Origin of the sequence: Bradyrhizobium sp. ORS 86 (assembly GCF_045571475.1) — a bacterium.
Taxonomy (GTDB): domain Bacteria; phylum Pseudomonadota; class Alphaproteobacteria; order Rhizobiales; family Xanthobacteraceae; genus Bradyrhizobium.
This window is the reverse complement of the sequence record NZ_CP120699.1, coordinates 1145285-1162422: the sequence shown is the minus strand read 5'-3', so window position 1 is coordinate 1162422 and position 17138 is coordinate 1145285. Positions and strand designations below refer to the sequence as shown.

Annotated in this window: 17 protein-coding genes and 1 pseudogene; 4 read left to right on the top strand and 14 right to left on the bottom strand. The window is 62.6% G+C overall.

The genetic code is table 11. From position 1 onward, the window contains the following. Positions 1–14: 14 nt before the first annotated feature. From P6U25_RS05285 to P6U25_RS05265, 5 genes are read right to left on the bottom strand one after another with little or no spacing between them, the layout of a single operon-like run. Positions 15–1019: an NAD(P)H-dependent flavin oxidoreductase gene (locus P6U25_RS05285; protein ID WP_407150424.1), complete on the bottom strand. Its 1005-nt coding sequence runs from the start codon at positions 1017–1019 to the stop codon at positions 15–17. Positions 1020–1041: 22 nt separating this feature from the next. After that, a complete protein-coding gene (locus P6U25_RS05280) occupies positions 1042–2229 on the bottom strand; it encodes an acetyl-CoA C-acyltransferase (RefSeq protein WP_407150423.1) in 1188 nt (395 codons plus the stop codon). Between the two features lie 14 nt (positions 2230–2243). Then, the gene (locus P6U25_RS05275) at positions 2244–3374 is read right to left on the bottom strand and encodes an acyl-CoA dehydrogenase family protein (protein ID WP_407150422.1); all 1131 of its coding nucleotides are present in this window, start codon (positions 3372–3374) and stop codon (positions 2244–2246) included. Between the two features lie 21 nt (positions 3375–3395). After that, positions 3396–4577, bottom strand: a complete 1182-nt coding sequence (locus P6U25_RS05270) for an acyl-CoA dehydrogenase family protein (RefSeq protein WP_407150420.1) — start codon at positions 4575–4577, stop codon at positions 3396–3398. Positions 4578–4591: 14 nt separating this feature from the next. Then, complete coding sequence (locus tag P6U25_RS05265; protein WP_407150418.1) at positions 4592–5329, bottom strand: SDR family oxidoreductase; 738 nt, start codon at positions 5327–5329, stop codon at positions 4592–4594. A gap of 340 nt (positions 5330–5669) precedes the next feature. Here P6U25_RS05265 and P6U25_RS05260 point away from each other — a divergent pair, with 340 nt between their 5' ends. Then, positions 5670–6413, top strand: coding sequence for an SDR family NAD(P)-dependent oxidoreductase (locus tag P6U25_RS05260; protein WP_407150417.1), 744 nt, complete (start codon positions 5670–5672; stop codon positions 6411–6413). Next, positions 6413–7090 (top strand): glutathione S-transferase family protein, encoded by a 678-nt coding sequence (locus P6U25_RS05255; RefSeq protein WP_407150416.1) that lies wholly within the window; start codon positions 6413–6415, stop codon positions 7088–7090. The genes P6U25_RS05260 and P6U25_RS05255 overlap by 1 nt, the downstream gene beginning before the upstream one ends. 28 nt (positions 7091–7118) lie before the next feature. Here the strand turns inward: P6U25_RS05255 and P6U25_RS05250 are convergent, their stop codons facing one another. Both P6U25_RS05250 and P6U25_RS05245 read right to left on the bottom strand, forming a co-directional pair. Further along, positions 7119–8318, bottom strand: coding sequence for a CaiB/BaiF CoA transferase family protein (locus P6U25_RS05250; RefSeq protein ID WP_407150415.1), 1200 nt, complete (start codon positions 8316–8318; stop codon positions 7119–7121). A gap of 60 nt (positions 8319–8378) precedes the next feature. Then, positions 8379–9011, bottom strand: a complete 633-nt coding sequence (locus P6U25_RS05245) for a 2-hydroxychromene-2-carboxylate isomerase (protein WP_407150414.1) — start codon at positions 9009–9011, stop codon at positions 8379–8381. A 221-nt stretch (positions 9012–9232) separates the two neighbouring features. Between P6U25_RS05245 and P6U25_RS05240 the strand changes: the two genes are divergently transcribed. Beyond that, the gene (locus P6U25_RS05240) at positions 9233–9745 is read left to right on the top strand and encodes a winged helix-turn-helix transcriptional regulator (RefSeq protein ID WP_407150413.1); all 513 of its coding nucleotides are present in this window, start codon (positions 9233–9235) and stop codon (positions 9743–9745) included. Positions 9746–9854: 109 nt separating this feature from the next. Here P6U25_RS05240 and P6U25_RS05235 read toward each other — a convergent pair whose 3' ends face one another. From P6U25_RS05235 to P6U25_RS05220, 4 genes and pseudogenes are all read right to left on the bottom strand, one after another. After that, a complete protein-coding gene (locus tag P6U25_RS05235; RefSeq protein WP_407150411.1) occupies positions 9855–11657 on the bottom strand; it encodes an AMP-binding protein in 1803 nt (600 codons plus the stop codon). 119 nt (positions 11658–11776) lie between these two features. Then, positions 11777–12976, bottom strand: coding sequence for an ABC transporter substrate-binding protein (locus P6U25_RS05230; protein ID WP_407150410.1), 1200 nt, complete (start codon positions 12974–12976; stop codon positions 11777–11779). Positions 12977–13767: 791 nt separating this feature from the next. Further along, positions 13768–13972, bottom strand: a pseudogene (locus P6U25_RS05225) (hypothetical protein). Continuing rightward, entirely contained in the window at positions 13959–14414 is a 456-nt protein-coding gene (locus tag P6U25_RS05220; protein ID WP_407150408.1) for a hypothetical protein, read from the bottom strand. The pseudogene P6U25_RS05225 and the gene P6U25_RS05220 overlap by 14 nt, the downstream one beginning before the upstream one ends. 245 nt (positions 14415–14659) lie before the next feature. Between P6U25_RS05220 and P6U25_RS05215 the strand changes: the two genes are divergently transcribed. After that, a complete protein-coding gene (locus P6U25_RS05215) occupies positions 14660–14803 on the top strand; it encodes a hypothetical protein (protein ID WP_407150406.1) in 144 nt (47 codons plus the stop codon). Here the strand turns inward: P6U25_RS05215 and P6U25_RS05210 are convergent. From P6U25_RS05210 to P6U25_RS05200, 3 genes are all read right to left on the bottom strand, one after another. Beyond that, complete coding sequence (locus P6U25_RS05210; RefSeq protein WP_407150405.1) at positions 14800–15618, bottom strand: hypothetical protein; 819 nt, start codon at positions 15616–15618, stop codon at positions 14800–14802. The two genes, P6U25_RS05215 and P6U25_RS05210, sit on opposite strands and share 4 nt — an antisense overlap. Before the next feature lie 119 nt (positions 15619–15737). Continuing rightward, a complete protein-coding gene (locus P6U25_RS05205; RefSeq protein WP_407150403.1) occupies positions 15738–15983 on the bottom strand; it encodes a hypothetical protein in 246 nt (81 codons plus the stop codon). A 107-nt stretch (positions 15984–16090) separates the two neighbouring features. Further along, complete coding sequence (locus P6U25_RS05200) at positions 16091–17095, bottom strand: NAD(P)H-dependent flavin oxidoreductase (protein ID WP_407150402.1); 1005 nt, start codon at positions 17093–17095, stop codon at positions 16091–16093. Positions 17096–17138 lie beyond the last annotated feature (43 nt).

The window sequence follows — 17138 nt, the reverse complement described above, 5'->3', positions numbered from 1 at the left end:
CTTCTCTCGCGGCCTCACGCGACCTTCAGGGCGGCCTCGCTGTCGGCGTCGAGGAATCCCGTCAGCCTTTCCCTGATCAGTCGCTCGGCATCCGCTATGATGCGGTCGATCAGTTCCTTCACGGTCGGAATGTCGTGAATGAGTCCGACGACCATCCCGCAGCTCCAGGCGCCCGCGTCCATGTCGCCGTCGATCATCACCTTGGGATAGACGCCCGCGACCTGATCATGGATGTCGTCGATCTTGAGGCTCTTGCCCTTGTCGCGCTCGATCTCGAGCAGATGCTCGACGCCCTTGTTGTTCAGGACCCGCTCGGTATTGCGGAGCGCCCGCATGACCAGCCTGGTGTCGAGCTCCGACGCCGCGACCAGCGCATTCTTGACGTTATCGTGCACCGGCGCTTCCTTCGTGGCGATGAAGCGGGTGCCCATGTTCATTCCTGCCGCGCCCATCGCCAGCGCGGCAACCAGGCTGCGCGCGTCGGCCATGCCGCCGGAGGCAACGAACGGGATCTTCAGTTCCTCGGCCGCACGCGGCAGCAGGATCATGTTTGGCATGTCATCCTCGCCGGGATGACCACCGCACTCGAATCCGTCGACGCTGACGGCATCGCAGCCGATCTGCTCAGCCTTCAGTGAGTGCCGGACCGAGGTGCATTTGTGGATCACCTTGATGCCACCCGCCTTGAGGGCCGGCATGTACTGCTCGGGGCTGCGTCCGGCCGTTTCGACGATCCTGACTCCGCCCTCCCTGATCGCAGCGATGTATTCCGGATAGGGCGGCGCGCTGAAGGTCGGCAGGAACGTCAGGTTCACGCCGAACGGCTTGTCCGTCATGTCGCGACAGCGCGCGATCTCCTTAGCCAGCAGTTCGGGCGTCCGTTGGGTCAGGCCCGTGATGATGCCGAGTCCGCCGGCGTTCGATACCGCCGCCGCGAGCTCGGCGAACCCCACATAATGCATTCCGCCCTGGATGATCGGATGCTCGATACCGAACAGTTCAGTGATCGCTGTCTTCACGATGAGCTCCCGCCTTTTCCGATCAATGGATGATTTCAAACAGGCCGGCGGCGCCCATGCCACCACCGATGCACATGGTCACCACGCCGTATTTCGCCTTGCGCCGCCGGCCCTCGATCAGCAGATGCCCGGTGAGGCGCGAACCGGTCATGCCGTAGGGGTGACCGATCGCGATCGAGCCGCCATTGACGTTGAGCTTGTCAGGATCGATGCCGAGCTTGTCACGGCAATAGATCACCTGCACCGCGTAGGCCTCGTTGAGCTCCCAGAGATCGATGTCGTCGATCTTGAGATTGTGCCGCTGCAACAACCGCGGGATCGCGGCGACCGGGCCGACGCCCATCTCGTCCGGCTCGACGCCGGCGGCGACGAAGCCGCGGAAGATGCCGAGCGGCTTGAGGCCCTTCCTGGCCGCGATCTTGTCGCTCATGATCACGCAGGCCGACGCACCGTCCGAGAGCTGGCTGGCGTTGCCCGCGCTGATGGTCTTGCCCTCGAACACCGGCTTGATCTTGGCGAGGCCCTCCGCGGTCGTATCGGGACGCGGCCCCTCGTCCTGCGACAGCGTCACCTGCTGATAGCTCACCTGCTTGGTGTCCTTGTCGACCACGGCCATTTTGGTGGTGATCGGCACGATCTCGTCGTTGAACCGGCCGGCCTGCAAAGCGGCGCCGACGCGCCGCTGGCATTCGAGGCTGTATTCATCCTGCTTGTCGCGATCGATCTTGTAGCGCTCGGCGACGACCTCGGCGGTTTCGAGCATGGACATGTACATTTCGGGCTTCATCGCCATTAACTCATCGTCTACGGCGTGAAATTTGTTCATGTGTTCATTCTGCACGAGGCTGATCGATTCGATCCCGCCGCCGATGGCGACCTCGACCCCATCTGATATCACCGAGCGCGCGGCAACGGCGATGGCCTGCAGGCCCGACGCGCATTGCCGGTCGATGGTGGTGCCGGCGACGGTGACGGGCAGACCGGCGCGGATCGCACCCTTGCGCGCCACGTTCATCACCATGGTGCCCTGCTGCATGGCGCAGCCCATCACCACATCTTCCACTTCGCCGGGCGCGATGCCCGCACGCTTCACTGCTTCGGCCATCACGTGGCCCGCCATGGTCGGGCCGTCCGTGTTGTTGAGTGCGCCGCGATAGGCTTTGCCGACGGCTGTTCTTGCGGTGGAAACGATGACTGCTTCAGTCGTCATGCTTGCCTCTCTGCTTAGGCGGCCGCGTCGAGCTGCGCGTAGCGCAGCACGTGGAATGCGGGATCGCCGAACTGGATGTTGATGGAGGAGATTCGCTTGAAATAGTGTCCGACGTTCAGCTCGTCGGTCATTCCCATACCGCCATGAAGCTGCACCGCCTGGTCGGCGACGAACTTGCCGGCATAACCGATCTTCGACTTGGCGCCGGAGGCGAGTCGCGAGAGCCCGCCATCGCCGTCACTCAGGCTGAGGTTGAGATGTTGCATCAGAGACAGCGCCTCCTGATGCGCGATGAACATGTCCACCATCCGATGCTGCAGCACCTGGAATGAACCGATCGTGGTGCCGAACTGCTTGCGGGTCTTGGAATATTCCAGTGTTACAGAATTCAGCTCGCCAATGGCGCCCACCGCCTCAGCGCAGAGCGCGCCGATGGCACGGTCGCGGCAGGCTTCCAGTGCGGCAACGCCCTCGCCTTCGTTTCCCAGCAGTTGCCCGCGGGCGTCGCGCAGGCCAATCTCGGCGGCGCGCCGGCCGTCGATCGTCTTGAAGCTTTGAAGACCGACGCCGGCCGCGCGGCGGTCGACCACGAACAGGCCGACACCGCCGCGGTCGCGGTCATCGCCGGAGGTTCGCGCCGAGATAATCAGATAATCCGCCCAGGGCGCGGCGATCACCATGGTCTTCTCGCCGCTCAGAACGTAGTCGCTCCCCTCGCGCCGCGCCGTCGTCGTGACATTGGCAAAATCGAAGCGGGACGTCTTCTCCGTCCAGGCCAGCGCCCACACCTTGCTGCCGTCGATGATGCCAGGCACGAAGTCCTGCTTCTGCTCGGGCGTGCCCAAATGTTCGATCAGGCTGCCGGCCAGCGCCACCGTCTCGACGAAGGGCTCGACGACGAGGTGCCGGCCAAACTCCTGCATGATGATCATGGTCGACAGTGGACCGCCGCCGAGACCGCCCGCCTCCTCGGATAACGGCGCAGCCAAGAGGCCAAGCTCCGCGAAGGCTTCCCAGTGCTTGCGGCTGAAGCCTTCCTCGCTCGCCACGATCTTGCGGCGTGTGTCGAAATCGTATTGCTCGCGCAGCAGGCGTTGGACGCTCGATCGCAGCAGCTCCTGCTCTTCCGTGAACTGGATGTCCATCCGATCCTCCCGATGCGCCGCCTAAAGGCCGAGCACTGCTTTGGCGATGATGTTTCGCTGGATCTCGTTCGATCCGCCGTAGATGCTGAGCTTGCGCGCGTTCAGGTATTTCTCCGAGGCGGTATGACCGTAATCGGGACCCGGCATGAAGTGGTTGGCGCTGGCGGGATGTTCGCGGATCGCAAGGCCGTAGTTGCCGATCGCGCGATGCATAAGCTCGGTGATGTCTTGGAAGATTTCTGTGCCGCGGATCTTGAACAACGATGCCGCCGGCCCGGGGTCGATGCCGCGCGCCATCTGGGCGACCACACGCAGTTCGGTTGCCTCCAGAGCCAGCACATCGAGCTCAATGCGGGCGATGTCCCGAAGAAACTCGATATGCGCCGGATCGTCGGCCGGTATCTCGGCCTTCACGATCTGCTTCAGCTTCTGGATGTAGCGGGTCGAGCGCCCGATGCCGGCCATGCTGGTCCGCTCGTTGCCGAGCAGGAATTTGGCGTAGGTCCAGCCCTTGTTCTCCTCGCCGACGAGGTTCTCGACCGGCACGCGAACGTTTTCTAGGAAGACGTCATTGACCTCGTGGCTGCCGTCGATCGTGATGATCGGCCGCACCGTCACGCCCGGCGACTTCATATCGACGAGCAGGAAGGAGATTCCCGATTGCGGCTTGGCGCTCGGATCGGTCCGCACCAGGCAGAAGATCCAGTCGGCGTGTTGCGCCAACGTGGTCCAGGTCTTGTGCCCGTTGACGATGTAGTGGTCGCCCTCGCGCACCGCCTTGGTCCTGACGGTCGCGAGGTCCGACCCGGCGCCCGGCTCCGAATAACCCTGGCACCACCAGTCGTCGCCGGAGAGAATGCGCGGCAGAAATTTCTTCTTCTGAGCCTCGCTGCCGAAGGTGTAGATGACGGGGCCAACCATGGTGACGCTGAACGCGAGCGGCGGCAGCGTCCCGGCACGTGACGTCTCCTGCTCAAAAATGAAGCGCTGCGTGATCGACCAGCCCGGGCCGCCATACTCCTTGGGCCAGAGCGGAGCGATCCAGCCCTTCTTGTGGAGAATTCGGTGCCAGAGCAGCGACTGCTCCTTGGTCAGGTCGGTTTCGGGATTGGGAACGCGCATTTCCGCCGGATAGTTCTCGGCGATGAAGGCACGCACTTCATCGCGGAATGCGGCATCCTCGCCGGTAAGATTGAGCTCCATCGCAACAGGCTCCGCTACCACTTCTCACCGAACGGGCGGATCTCGAGCTCGAACGTCCAGGCGCTGCGCGGCTGCCGATAGAGCTGCCAGTAGGATTCCGCGACCGACGACGGCGGCATCAACAGATCGGGATTATCGAGGGCGTTCGGACCGAGTGCCTCGATGCGGCGCTGGCGCACCCATTCCGTGTCGACGCCGGAATCGATGATGAGATGCGCGACGTGGATGTTCTTCGGACCCAACTCGCGCGCCATCGCCTGCGCCACCGCGCGCAGGCCGAACTTGGCGCTGGCGAAGGCCGCATAGCCGATCCCACCGCGCAAGCTCGCAGTTGCTCCGGTGAAGAAGATGTTGCCCTTGCCGCGGGGCAGCATCAGCCGCGCGGCTTCGCGACCGGCGAGAAAGCCGGAATAGCAGGCCATCTCCCAGACCTTGCGGAAGACGCGTTCGGTGGTTTCCAGGATGGGGAAATTGACGTTGGCGCCGATGTTGAAGATACAGACCTCAAGCGGCGCGTGCTTGTCGGCATCTCCCAGGAAGGAGATGATCTCCTCCTCCTTGCGCGCATCGAGCGAGCGCGCGTGAATTTCGCCGCCGGCTTTCTCGATCTCGTTGACCAAAGGCTCGAGCTTCGCTCCGTTCCGGCGCCCGGCAAACACGGTGAAGCCCTCCGAGGCGAACTTCTTGGCAATTTCGCTGCCGATGTAGTCCCCGGCTCCGATCACGGCCACGGTTGCGTTTCTCTTCTGCACGGGTCGTCTCCCGGTTGGGTTGGATCTGTTGAAGCTACTCGGCCGGCTCCGCGGCGCCGGGCCCGATGCGGCATGCGTGGACCATGATTATCCGGCTGCTCGCGGTATCGACCGCGCCTAGAAGAGCCGCCACTGTCGCCTCCCGAATGATCTGCGCCGGTCCTGCCGCCGCTTGTTTGGAGTTAACGTTCTTTTTTAGAACTCGTCAATCGCTAATTTCCGAAACCTGGGTTTCGCGCTTAGCGACAAGTCTCCTGTCAATTGCGCCGATGTTCGTTTACAATGCCGAAGAATTGGATTATCTGAAGGTACCAATTAAGAACTTAAACGGGGAGCGAACATGGTGGAGAGTCACGGCGTGGCGATCCTGGTGGGCGCAGGCGATGCGATTGGCGCTGCCGTCGCGCGGCGTTTTGCCAATGGCGGTTATACGGTTTGCATCTGCAGGCGCGACGCTGCCAAATCCCAGAAGCTCGTCGACGAACTGACCGCCGCAGGCCATCGCATCCACGCCTTCAGCGTCGATGCGCGTCGGGAAGTCGAAGTTCAGAAGGTCTTTGCCGAGGTCGAAAGCAGTATCGGACCGATCGAGGTCTGCCTCTTCAATGCCGGGTCGAACGTCAACAAGCCGCTGCTGGACACCACGGAGAAGCTGTTCTTCAAGGCCTGGGAGCTCGCCTGCTACGCTGGATTCCTCGTCGGACGCGAGGCTGCGCGCGTGATGCTGCCGCGCAGACGCGGCACCATCTTCTTCACCGGCGCAACCGCCAGCATCCGCGGCGGCCCAGGGTTTGCCGCGTTTGCGTCGGCGAAATTCGGCCTCCGCGCGGTCGCCCAGGCCATGGCGCGCGAGCTTGGACCAAAGAACATCCACGTCGTCCATCTCATCATCGACGCCGGCGTGGATAGCGAGGCCATCCATCAGCGGATGAAGGCGGCAAAGGGGATCGAGGCAAGCGAGATCCTGCCGGACAGCCTGACGAAGACGTCCTCAATTGCCGACGCGTACTGGTTCACCCACAAGCAGAGCCGCGACGGCTGGACCCACGAACTCGATCTTCGCCCGTCTGTGGAGAAGTGGTGATGAGCGCAACGCCCGATCTCACGCTGTGGGGCGCCGGCACGAGCCGCACCATTCGCGCGCACTGGGCCATGCACGAACTTGGCCTGTCCTACACGATCAGGCCGATCGGGCCGCGGACGGGGGAAACCAAGACCGCCGAATATACTAGGCTCAATCCTCGCCAGAAGATCCCGCTGCTGCAGGACGGGGACTTCTGTATCGGCGAAAGCGCCGCGATCGTCGCCTATCTGTCGCGCATGTATTCCACGCCGGAACGATCGTTGATACCGGAAGCTCCCCGCGACTATGCCGCATGGCTCGAATGGTGCTTTTTTATCGTGGCAGAGCTGGATTCCACGAGCCTCTACGTCATGCGCCGCCACCGCGCGGACGCACTGGGGCACATCTATGGCGTTGCGCCCGAGGTCGTTGCTCAAGCGGCGGAATATTTCCGCGGCCAGTTGCGGCATGTTGAAGTCGCCCTTGCCGACGACCGTCAGTTTCTCATGGGAGACCGTTTCAGCAGCGCGGACATCCTGCTGACAACCTGCCTCGACTGGGCCATCGCCTACGGAGTCGGCATTTGCGAGAACGCGGTGCCCTATCTAGATCGTATCCAGCGGCGAGAGGCTTATCAGCGCGCGGTCGCGGCGAATGCTACGGCAACGCCTCCTGCGGCCGCACCGACGAGGGCCTGACGACGACCACCTGCCGCAAACGCTTATCTCATAGGGCAACGCGCAGGCTGCGCTCGGCAATCATCTTGTCGATCGCGTCGTCATCGTAACCCAGCTCGCGCAGCACCTCGCGCGAATGTTCGCCGACCCTCGGAGCCGGTCCGCCGATCGCGGCCTGGTTGACCTCGAAGCGGGCCGCCGGCTTCGGCTGCCGCACCCGGCCGACCCTCGGCTGATCGAATTCGGCAATGATACCGCGCGCGACCACCTGCTCATTGTGAATAATCTCGCTCCTGCGCAGGATCGGCGCACAAGGCACGTCCGCAGCGTCCAGGCGCTCGAGCCATTCGGCCGTGGTATGCCGGCCGATGTATTCCGCCATCTTGTTGATCCGCGCGGTGGCATTGACCGAACGCGCCGCCGGGGTCGCAAAGCGCGGATCCTTGGCGAGTTCGGGATCGCCGGAGGCTCGGCAGAAACCCTGCCATTCGGAATCGGAGATGGTGCCCGCGGTGATATAGCCGTCGCTGGTTTTGAACACGAGATCCGGCCGGTCATTCGGATCGGCGGCGGCGGCCTCGGCGCCGACCACCGTGTACTGCATCATGCCTTCCGGCCAGAGATACGAGATCATCGCATCCAGCATCGCAACCTGGATATGGTCGCCTTGCCCGGTCTTCTCACGCGCATAGAGCGCCGCCGCCACCGCCTGCGCGGTGAACACCGCCGTCGTCTTGTCGCATACGATGGTACGGATCATCTGGGGACGGTTCGTGACCGGCTGCGACTGGATATCGGCAAAGCCGGACAGACCCTGAATGATGGGATCATAGACCCGCTTCTTGACATACGGGCCGGTCTCTCCAACGCCGCTGATCGAGACGTAGATCAGGCGCGGATGGCGCCGGCGCAATTCCTCGACGCCGAGACCGAGGCGCTCCATGGTGCCAGGCCTGAAATTCTGCACCAGTACGTCGGCCTGCGCGACCAGCCGGGCGAGCACCTCGCGTCCGGACGGGCTTTTGACGTCGATCGACAGCGAACGCTTGCCGCGATTTGATGAGATGAAGAGCGCGGAGAACTCGCCATCCTTGTCGATGGTGGCGCGGCTGCGGCGGGTGATATCACCGCCGATCGGCTCGATCTTCAGCACGTCGGCGCCCTGATCGGCCAGAAACATGGTCGCAAACGGGCCCGACACCACGCCGGTCAGATCGAGCACACGAACACCGTTCAACGGGCCTGGCATGGGCATTCTCCCTCTGGTCTTGTTGTCGGCGTCCCTACTCAACCCGGAAAGGTGGCGCCATCAGGCCGTCCTGGAAACTGGCTGATTGGTCTGTTCGACGATCGACTCCTCGACGTCGCGGAGTTGGTCCTTGCCGAAGAACATTTCCTTGCCAACGAAGAAGGTCGGCGAGCCGAACGCGCCCCGGCTGACGGCGTCGTTGGTCAGATCGATCAGCCGCTTCTTGACGTCATCCTGCTGCGCACGCGCAACCAACCGGCCGATATCGATTCCCGAAGCGGCAAATGCGCTCCGGAAAATCTCCGGATCATCCATCTTCTTGGGCTCTTCCCACATATGATGATAGGCGGCACGGAAATAGGGCTCGAACATGCCCTCGAACTGGGCCGCGACGGCGCCGCGCATCAACATCAGCGTGTTGACCGGGAAGAACGGATTTGGACGAAACTTGGTGACGTTGTGGCGACGGATGAACCGCTGGGTCTCCAGTGCCTGGTATTCGGGCTTGTTCTTGACCCCGCGAAGCGAGTCGAACGGCGACATGTTGCCCGTCGCCTTGTAGATGCCGCCGAGCAGAACCGGAACGTAAGCGAACTTGACGCCGGTGCGCTGCTCGATGCCCGGGATGGCCACTTCCGCCAAATAGGCGTTGGGGCTGCCGAAATCGAACTGGAATTCAACCTTCAGGGTCATGTCGGCGTCCTCCGGGAGCGTAGACGGGTCCTGGCATCGGAGCGCCAGTCCGCTCGACATTATAGTTCTAAAATAGAACTGTCAAACACGCCGAAACCTGGCTGATTTCTCTGGTTTGGGAGGGTATTGTTTGGAATTTAGTACCTATCTAGAATGCAAGAAGGCTGCGGCGGCTTCCGTGACGATTCGCGACACGCGCCGGGGGCTACTGGAGTGTGTGAATGAGGTGGAAAGAACTCGAGGAAGAGCCTTGTTCGATGGCCCGAACCATCGGCGTCATTGGCGATCGCTGGACTCTTCTGATCTTGCGCGAATGCTTTCTGCGCACGCGCCGCTTCGAGGGATTCCAGTCGGCGCTCGGAATAACGCGCCACCTGCTTGCCGAACGGCTGAAAAAGCTGGTGCGGCAAGGCATCCTGCGCCGCATTCCCTACCAGGAATCCCCCAAGCGTCACGAATATATCCTGACCCAAAAGGGCCTCGATCTGTATCCGATCATGATGGCGATCGTGCATTGGGGCGATACCCACATGGTCGACGAGCGCGGCCGGCCCTTGCTGCACCAACACCGCAAATGCGGCAAGGACTTCGACCCGGTCATGGTGTGCTCCGAATGCGGCGAGCCGCTTTCGGCCAAGGAGGTTCATACTCACCCGGGCCCGGGCGCCCGTAGCACCCCGGCGGAACAGGCGCGCGCGGCCTCGAAGACCAAGGCGCGTTCCCGGGCCGCTTGAGACGGGAGCAGCGAGGTCTCGCGGAAGCGACGACAGCGCTCGGAGTACGGGCTCGCGCGATCTGATCAACGGGAGGTGTCCGTGACGACCGGGCAAGGCAATCTCGCTCTTACACCCGAACCACATCCCCACCTTGTTCGTTCGTGTAAAGGCGTTCAACCTGCTCAGAGCGGACTTTCAGCACAGCGCGCTGGTTGACGTAGGCCTTGTCGGTGATCTCTCCGGTCGCCATGGATGGCGGATCTTTCAGTACAATGAAAGAGCAGATCCTTTCGCTGCTTCCGACGATCTCATTGTAATCCCGAAAGCGATCCCTCAGGAACTGAATGACGAGAGGATCGCACGTCAGATCGCCGGCTGGAGCCGTCGCGATCCGGGCTGCCTCAGTGGGGTTTAGCCAGCACAGCAGTGCGCACGCCTCGCGATTTTCGCCGGCAACGACAATGTCCAGCAGGACTCCGCGCGTCACAGCCAGGATCGCCGCGCGCATATTTCCGATCGAGACCCAGGTGCCGTTCGCGAGCTTGAAATTCTCGGAGATCCGCCCGGTGAAGCGCAGCCCCAGCTCTGGCTTCTCCTGATCCATAAACGAGACCGTATCGCCGATCCGGTAGAAGCCTTCTTCATCGAAGGCCCTTTCCGTCAAATCCGGCCGGCCGAGATAACCGGGCGTGACGTTGGGTCCCTTGACCCGGACCTCGTAAGTATCCGAGACCGGAATCAACTTGAGCTGAAGCCCCGGCGCGGGAAGGCCAATCTCCCCCGGCCGGTCGGTCGCCCAATGGGTCGTACTGATCGTCGGCGCGGTTTCGGTCGTGCCGTAACCCGACATCACCGGAATCGGCCGTCCGGTGATAGATGACGTCAACCGATATAGCTTCTCGAGCGTGCCTTGCGAGATTGCAGCTCCCGCGTAGCTCAGGCGATCCATTCGCTTGAACACGCTGGCGCCAAGCTCGGGGTCCTTCTCGATTGCGTCGCAGAGCAGATTATAGCCGGCAGGCACGTTGAACATCGCGGTCGGTGAAATCTCCCTGAGATTGGCAAGCGTCTTGTGAAACAGGTTTGGCATCGGCCGCCCATCGTCGATATAGAGCGTTCCGCCGTTCTTGAGGATGCTGTGGAGGATGACGTTGCTGCCCATCGTGTGGTGCCAGGGCAGCCACTCCACCTGGATCGGCGTCGCCGGAGGTGACACCAGCAGACTGCCCATTTGCAGGGAGCTTGCCATCATTCGGTGGGTGTTGAGAACACCCTTCGGAAAGCCCGTCGAACCGGACGTGAAGAGAATCTTCGCAACATCGTCGCATGAAACTGCACGTGAGGCCTCGGCAAATCCCTCATTCCCGGCTCTGTCAAGCAGGGCGCGGAAAGGCACCGTGTCCGGCGCGCCGTCGACGCTGATCCAGGTGGCGGCCGCCAATTCAGGAATGGAGCGGCCAGCGGAGAAGTCGCGTCCGCTTTGAACGAACACGAAATTCGGCCGCAGCACTTCAGCGACATCTTTGAGACGAGCGAGCCCACCCGGCATCAGCGTGTAGTTCGGCGATATCGGCGCCAAGATGATCCCGATCGACATCGCCGCAAACGAAATCACAGCGTTCTCGATCGAGTTTCCTGACAGGATCGCCAGCTTGTCGGCCGGCTTGGCGCCCATATCGATCAGGCTTTGGCCCACCGCCTGAACCTGCGACCATGCCTCGCCATAGGTGATCTCGTCCCATCCGCCCTTCGCATCGCGCTGCGCGAGGAAAACCCTGTCCGGAACGGTGTCTGCCCAGCGTGGCAGAAAATCGGTGATGCGCCAGTCACAGGGCTTCCATTCAAGGGGCGAAGTCAATACGAGCGTGCCGTCGGAGCGGCGCTCGATGCGGAGCTCCCTTGGCGCAAACGTCAGTGCTGTCGTCGACATCGAAGTGATCTCCTGAAATTGCTGGAGAGCCGATCCCGCACGCTACGTGCACCCTGTCGTGCCAAGCGTCGACGGCCGACCCAGTTATTGACGCGTCCGCCCCATTGCCTGCTGCACGCTCATTCGGACCTGGCGTCCAGCACGTCCCCGAACGCTTCCCAGGTGACGCCTGTCCATCGCTGCAGACGCATCTGCGTCCAGATCATGTTCTCGGTCTCGCTGGTGTTGACCTTGATTCCCGGCAGCGCGGTCGGGACGACGAAATCCTTGAGGTTCTTGGCTTGCGCCAGAACGTTCTTGCGGGACAGATCATTCCCGCATTGCTTCAGGATCTGCTCGAGCAGAATGCCCTGCTGATAGCCGGTCAGATAGCTGCCGTTGGTGATATCGACGCCCGGCAAGTATTTGTCGAGGAACGCACGGTAAGCTTGCATCCCAGGATCGTCTTTCCACACTGGATCCACGACATCCTTGTTGATCGTCCCGACGATCACGCCGACCGATTTGTCGAGACCGGCCGGCGCGAGCGTGCCTCCAACCGAGCCGGACGGAAAGTTGATGATGATGGTCGGCTTCCAGCCGATCACGGCGGCTTGCCGGATCGCTTGGGCGGCAAACTTCGGTGTTCCTGCGATCATCAGCGCTTCGGCACCGGAGCTCTTCAGATTGGTGATCTGTGAATCGACGGTCGGCTCGGACACCTCATAGGACGCGCTCACGACCCTTCGATCGAACTCGTTGCCGAGAAACGACTTGAAGGCATTGAGATAGTCTTTGCCGAGATCGTCATTCTGGTAGAGGACCGCATACTTCGCATTCGGCAGCGTCTTGGTCAGATACTTGGCGTAGATTTTTCCTTCGGTGTCGTAGCTGACAAGACCCGTCGTGGTCAGCGGGTGACTGGCGACATCGGTGAATTTGGATGATCCACTGATGATTGCGATGCTGGGTATGCCTTTCGCCTTCAGATATTTTGCCGTCGCCGAAATGCCGGGCGTGCCGAGCTGACCGAACATGAACGCCACTTCATCGCTCTCGACGAGCTTGCGGACGTGCTCCACCGCTTTGGGCGGGCTATACGCGTCGTCATAGGCGATGTAGTTGACCTTGCGCCCGTTAATGCCGCCGCGGTCGTTCAGCAGTTGAATGTAGCCGATCAGCCCCTTGCCCACGAGACCGATCGATGATGCCGGTCCGCTGAACGGAAACACCCCGCCGATCTTGATCTCGGTCGCAGTCACCCCCGGCTCGTCAGCCGCCAATGCCGGAGTGCTCCAAAGCAAAGCCAGAGCAGCAAGACACTTCCATTTCGCCAACATTGGCATCCTCCCTGATGCGCGCACCCGTTCGGGTGCCGCGTTGCGCTTGGCTTGCGTCACCGCCTGCTCGCCCGTGTCATGCCGAGGCGACGCCGAGAATCTGCGGGAAGGCGACACATTGCGACCGTTGCGTCGGCCGTCTTTCCAGAAAATCTACCGTTCTTTTTTAGAACTTGCAAGCATTGATGGTCATCTGACGCCGGGGGGCGAGGCAAATCTGCTGCCGCGCGTCATCAGGCCCGGATCTCGCGTAGCGTCATAATTCTTCAGGAATTAGTGAGTCCACTCACGCCGAGTGTTGGCCACGACGTCGATTTCATCGATGCCCTTCGCCGTCCGCGCGTGAATTCCTTTATCAAACTAATAGGAATTGGTCAGAGACCCTCAAACCGTGAACCTCGAGCTCGCTCGGCGGGCAGAACCACCTGGTGGTTTGAATGAGCAGCTCGATCAATGCAATCAGGGTGCCTGGTGTATCTTGCTGACTAAAGTGTCCCGCATTCTGGATTTCAATCACCGGCCCCTCCGGGTGCGGCGACCAACTGACCCGGGAAAACTTGATTCGCCAAGCAACCTCGCTGCGTGGAGAACGTCTGCCGATGATGCTCCCCGGAATCTCGATTAGTACGAAACCGGACGATTACGCGGCTTTCAAGATCTTACGGATCGCAGTTTTTGATGGAGCAAGCTGGAGCCTGGCCGGTGATCCGATATCGGCCGAATGAGCGGTTCGCAGTGGCGAAGTGGGCGAGAGCTGTTGCTCTCCTCGGCCCTCCCAGGCGCAACTACCCTCACGGAATGTCGCAGCTCTCTCCACCGATCGAGTGCGGTTTCTTCAGAAAGAGCTCGCGATTGCCCAGAGCCTCGGCATACTGATCAATCGCGACCTGGATGGCCTCGGTGCATCCGGCACCAGCCACGGTTCAGCAGCACACAGGCGGCCCTTTGAGGCCGCCTGGCTGTTTGCCCGAGATCAGATGACCTATTGGCACATATGCCGGAGTCCGTCGCCGGCCTTGTAATAGGTGCCGGGCTTGCAGACGATGCCGTTGCGCGCGGCGTAGGCGTCCCAATCGCCGGACCAGCCGTAGTAGTCGCCGTATGCGGCGGGCTGGCCGTAGGCGGCGTAGGAATTGCCCCAGCCGCGGAACGGCGCGGTCGCGATGGCCGCGGCTGTGCCGACCGCAGCACCCGCCACGCCGGCGGCTGCACCGGCCGCACCAGCGACTGGCCCCACCGGCTGACGGTAATAGGCCGTGCGCCGATGATGAGAGCGCCTGGAGTCGTACGGACTGCCGGCTCCCCTATTGAGGCAGTTGGCACCGGCAAACTGAGATTCGCAGGCGGCCGGATTGGAGAAGACCGCCTGCGCATGCGCAGGGCTCCACAGCGCGGATGCCATTATCACGGCCGCGCCAAACAGTTTCAGATTCGTCATGGTTTACTCCCTACGATTTGGTTGCGACGCTTGAGAACCATGGCTGACTAGGACGCCACGTCGGGAAGGTCCCGCTTTCCCGCAGTTAGCTAAATGCAACTTCAGGGAGAGGTTCCAACTCGCCTCGCGTGCAACATCAAATCGGCGTGACGTATTGGAACCAGAAGATCGCCTTCAACGGCAATGGCACCTGCCCCGATGCGACGTTGATCGAGAGCGCGTCGTGCTGAATCTGCGGGCGGGCTATGACTATCCGGCGTCTCGCGCAGTGGCGCGCAAGCGATGCCGCATGCCTGTGCGATGCCGACATCGCCGCCCTGCTCGATCAGCACAATGTCAGGCGCATCGGCTTTCGCGAACTGCGCGAACTGCAGCACGCGAAGAGCTAGATCATCGCGGCGACTTTTTCCAATCCGATCAGGCGCGCCAGCGAGCGCACCTCGCTCTTCTGATCCTCGCGAAGCTGGAAGAGCAGCGGCATCGCGGCGGATTTGAGCTGCTGAACTTCCTCGGAGTCGGGATCAATCGGCATGTTGCCCGGCGCGGGCTGGCCCTGGTGCTTGGCGTGGATCTTGCGCGCAACGGCACGCAGCGCACTCTCGACCGCCGGCCAGTAATATTCCTGGTCCGATGTCAGCCTGAGCCGCTGCTTGATGCTGGCGATCTGCGCGTCGCTCAGCAGCGTGTAGTTCTTCTGCGGCGCCGGCTTGGCGGCCGCCTTCGGTTTCGGCGGTGCGGCCGCAGGCTCGGTGGTCTTCGATTCAGCGCTGTCGGGCTCGGTACTCTTGGCCTCAGCATTCTTGGGTTCAGCGGTCTTGGGCTCAGCAGCCTTCGGCTCGGCGGTGGTGGACTGGCCGCCGCCTACGGGCTCGGTGTTCGGAATGACGTCCGTGGGTTCGACGGAAGCATAGGCCTGGCGCACCGTCTCGGGTGCGCCCGGGATGGCGGCCTGCGCGCGCAACAGAAGCGGTGAGGGCGCCGCGGGTGCCTGGGCCGGCTGCGGCGGCTCGAACGCGGCGGCCGCCAATGCAACCACCGAGAGCTTGTCCTGCTTGCTCGCCCTGTTGGCGACTGGAGCTTCAGCAGGCACGACGGCAACCTCGGACCGCGCCGATGGCAGGCTGTCGCGGCCAAGAATGGCGGTAATTGCCGCGCCGGCGAGGAGGACACTGGTCAGCGCGGCAAGGGTGATGGCTCTGGTCAAAAACGTCTCCATGCCCGGCCGGTGTCGTCGCAGGGTGAAAGCCAAATGAGGCCTTAGCGTGCCCCTACGGCGGCAATGGGTTGCCACATTGGGTAAAATCGCGCCGGAGCGGCCCGGACTCAGGCCGCGGCGGCGAGCTCGTAGGCCTCCTGGATGTCGGCCACGATCTCATGGGCGGTCCACAGGGCGCCCGGCTGTATCGTGCGCATGCTGACAGTCCAATTGGTCCGGCGCGTCCGCGGCGTGCTGACGATGTCAAATTCGACCTGCCTGCACAGCGGATGCCGCTGCAGGGCGTGGAAGACTCGGACCCTGAGCTCGTCGAGCGTTGCCGGGGTCTTGGCAAGGAGCGCCCCAAAAGCCATGTCGCATTCCCATGATGCCGGGCGGCCGGCCGTGGCGGCGGACCATCCTGTGGCACCATTGTTGCGGCGATCGTGGTTAATGGCGCGTTAAGGCGGGAGGCAGGGCTTTATCGGTGGATACTCACCCGCGCCGCTGCGGCCGCGTACTCCGCAGACGTTCGCGCCACGAGGTCATCGACGGCGAGCACATCGGTCACGCCGGACGTGGAATGCCCGCCGCTCCAGATATCGCGCCAGCGTTTGGGGCGGCTTTCGCGGGCGCTCACATCGATATCCTTGCCGATGTCGATCGCGCCGCGCGCCGGCAGATTGTCGGGATCGAGACCGGCGGCCTCGATCGAAGGCCGCAGCATGTTGGTCTGCAGGCCGGTGAACGCGGTGGTGAGCAGAATGTCGTCGGCCGTGCTGTCGACCAGCATCTGCTTGTAGCTGGTATCGGCCATGCTCTCGCGCGTCGCGATGAACTTGGTGCCCATATAGGCGAGGTCGCAGCCGAGCGCTTCCGCCGCGCGCAGCGCATGGCCGTCGCTGATACCGCCCGCGAGCACGATCGGGCCGTCGAAGAAGCCGCGCACCGCGCGCACGAACACGAACGGATTGAGCCAGCCGGTCTGCCCGCCGGCGCCCGCGGTGAGCAGCACGAGCCCGTCGGCACCGGCCGCGACCGCGCGCTCGGCGTGGCGGATCGATGCGACGTCGGCCAATACGAGCGCGCCGGCATCATGCAACGGCGCGAGCACGGGCGCCGGTGAGCCGACCGATGTGATCACCAGCTCCGGACGGTGCCGCAGCAGCACGGAAAGATCCTGCGCGAGACGCGTGTTGGAGCGATGCACGATCAGGTTCGGGCAGACCGGCGCCGCGCGTTTTCCGCTGGCATCCTCGTGCGCCCGCAGGCGGCCCTCGATCTCGGTGAGCCAAGCCTCGAGCTGTTCCGTCTCGCGGCAATTCACCGTCGGAAACGAACCGATCACGCCGTTGCGGCACGCCGCTACCACCAACTCGACACCGGACACCAGAAACATCGGCGCGGCGATCAGCGGCAGTCGAAGGCGCTCGCGGAAGCGCGCAAGAGAATCGGCGTTTGGCAAGTTGTTTCTTCCCCGCGTCATTGTGTTAGCGTTGTCGCCAACATTGGCACGCGAGAGGCCAAAT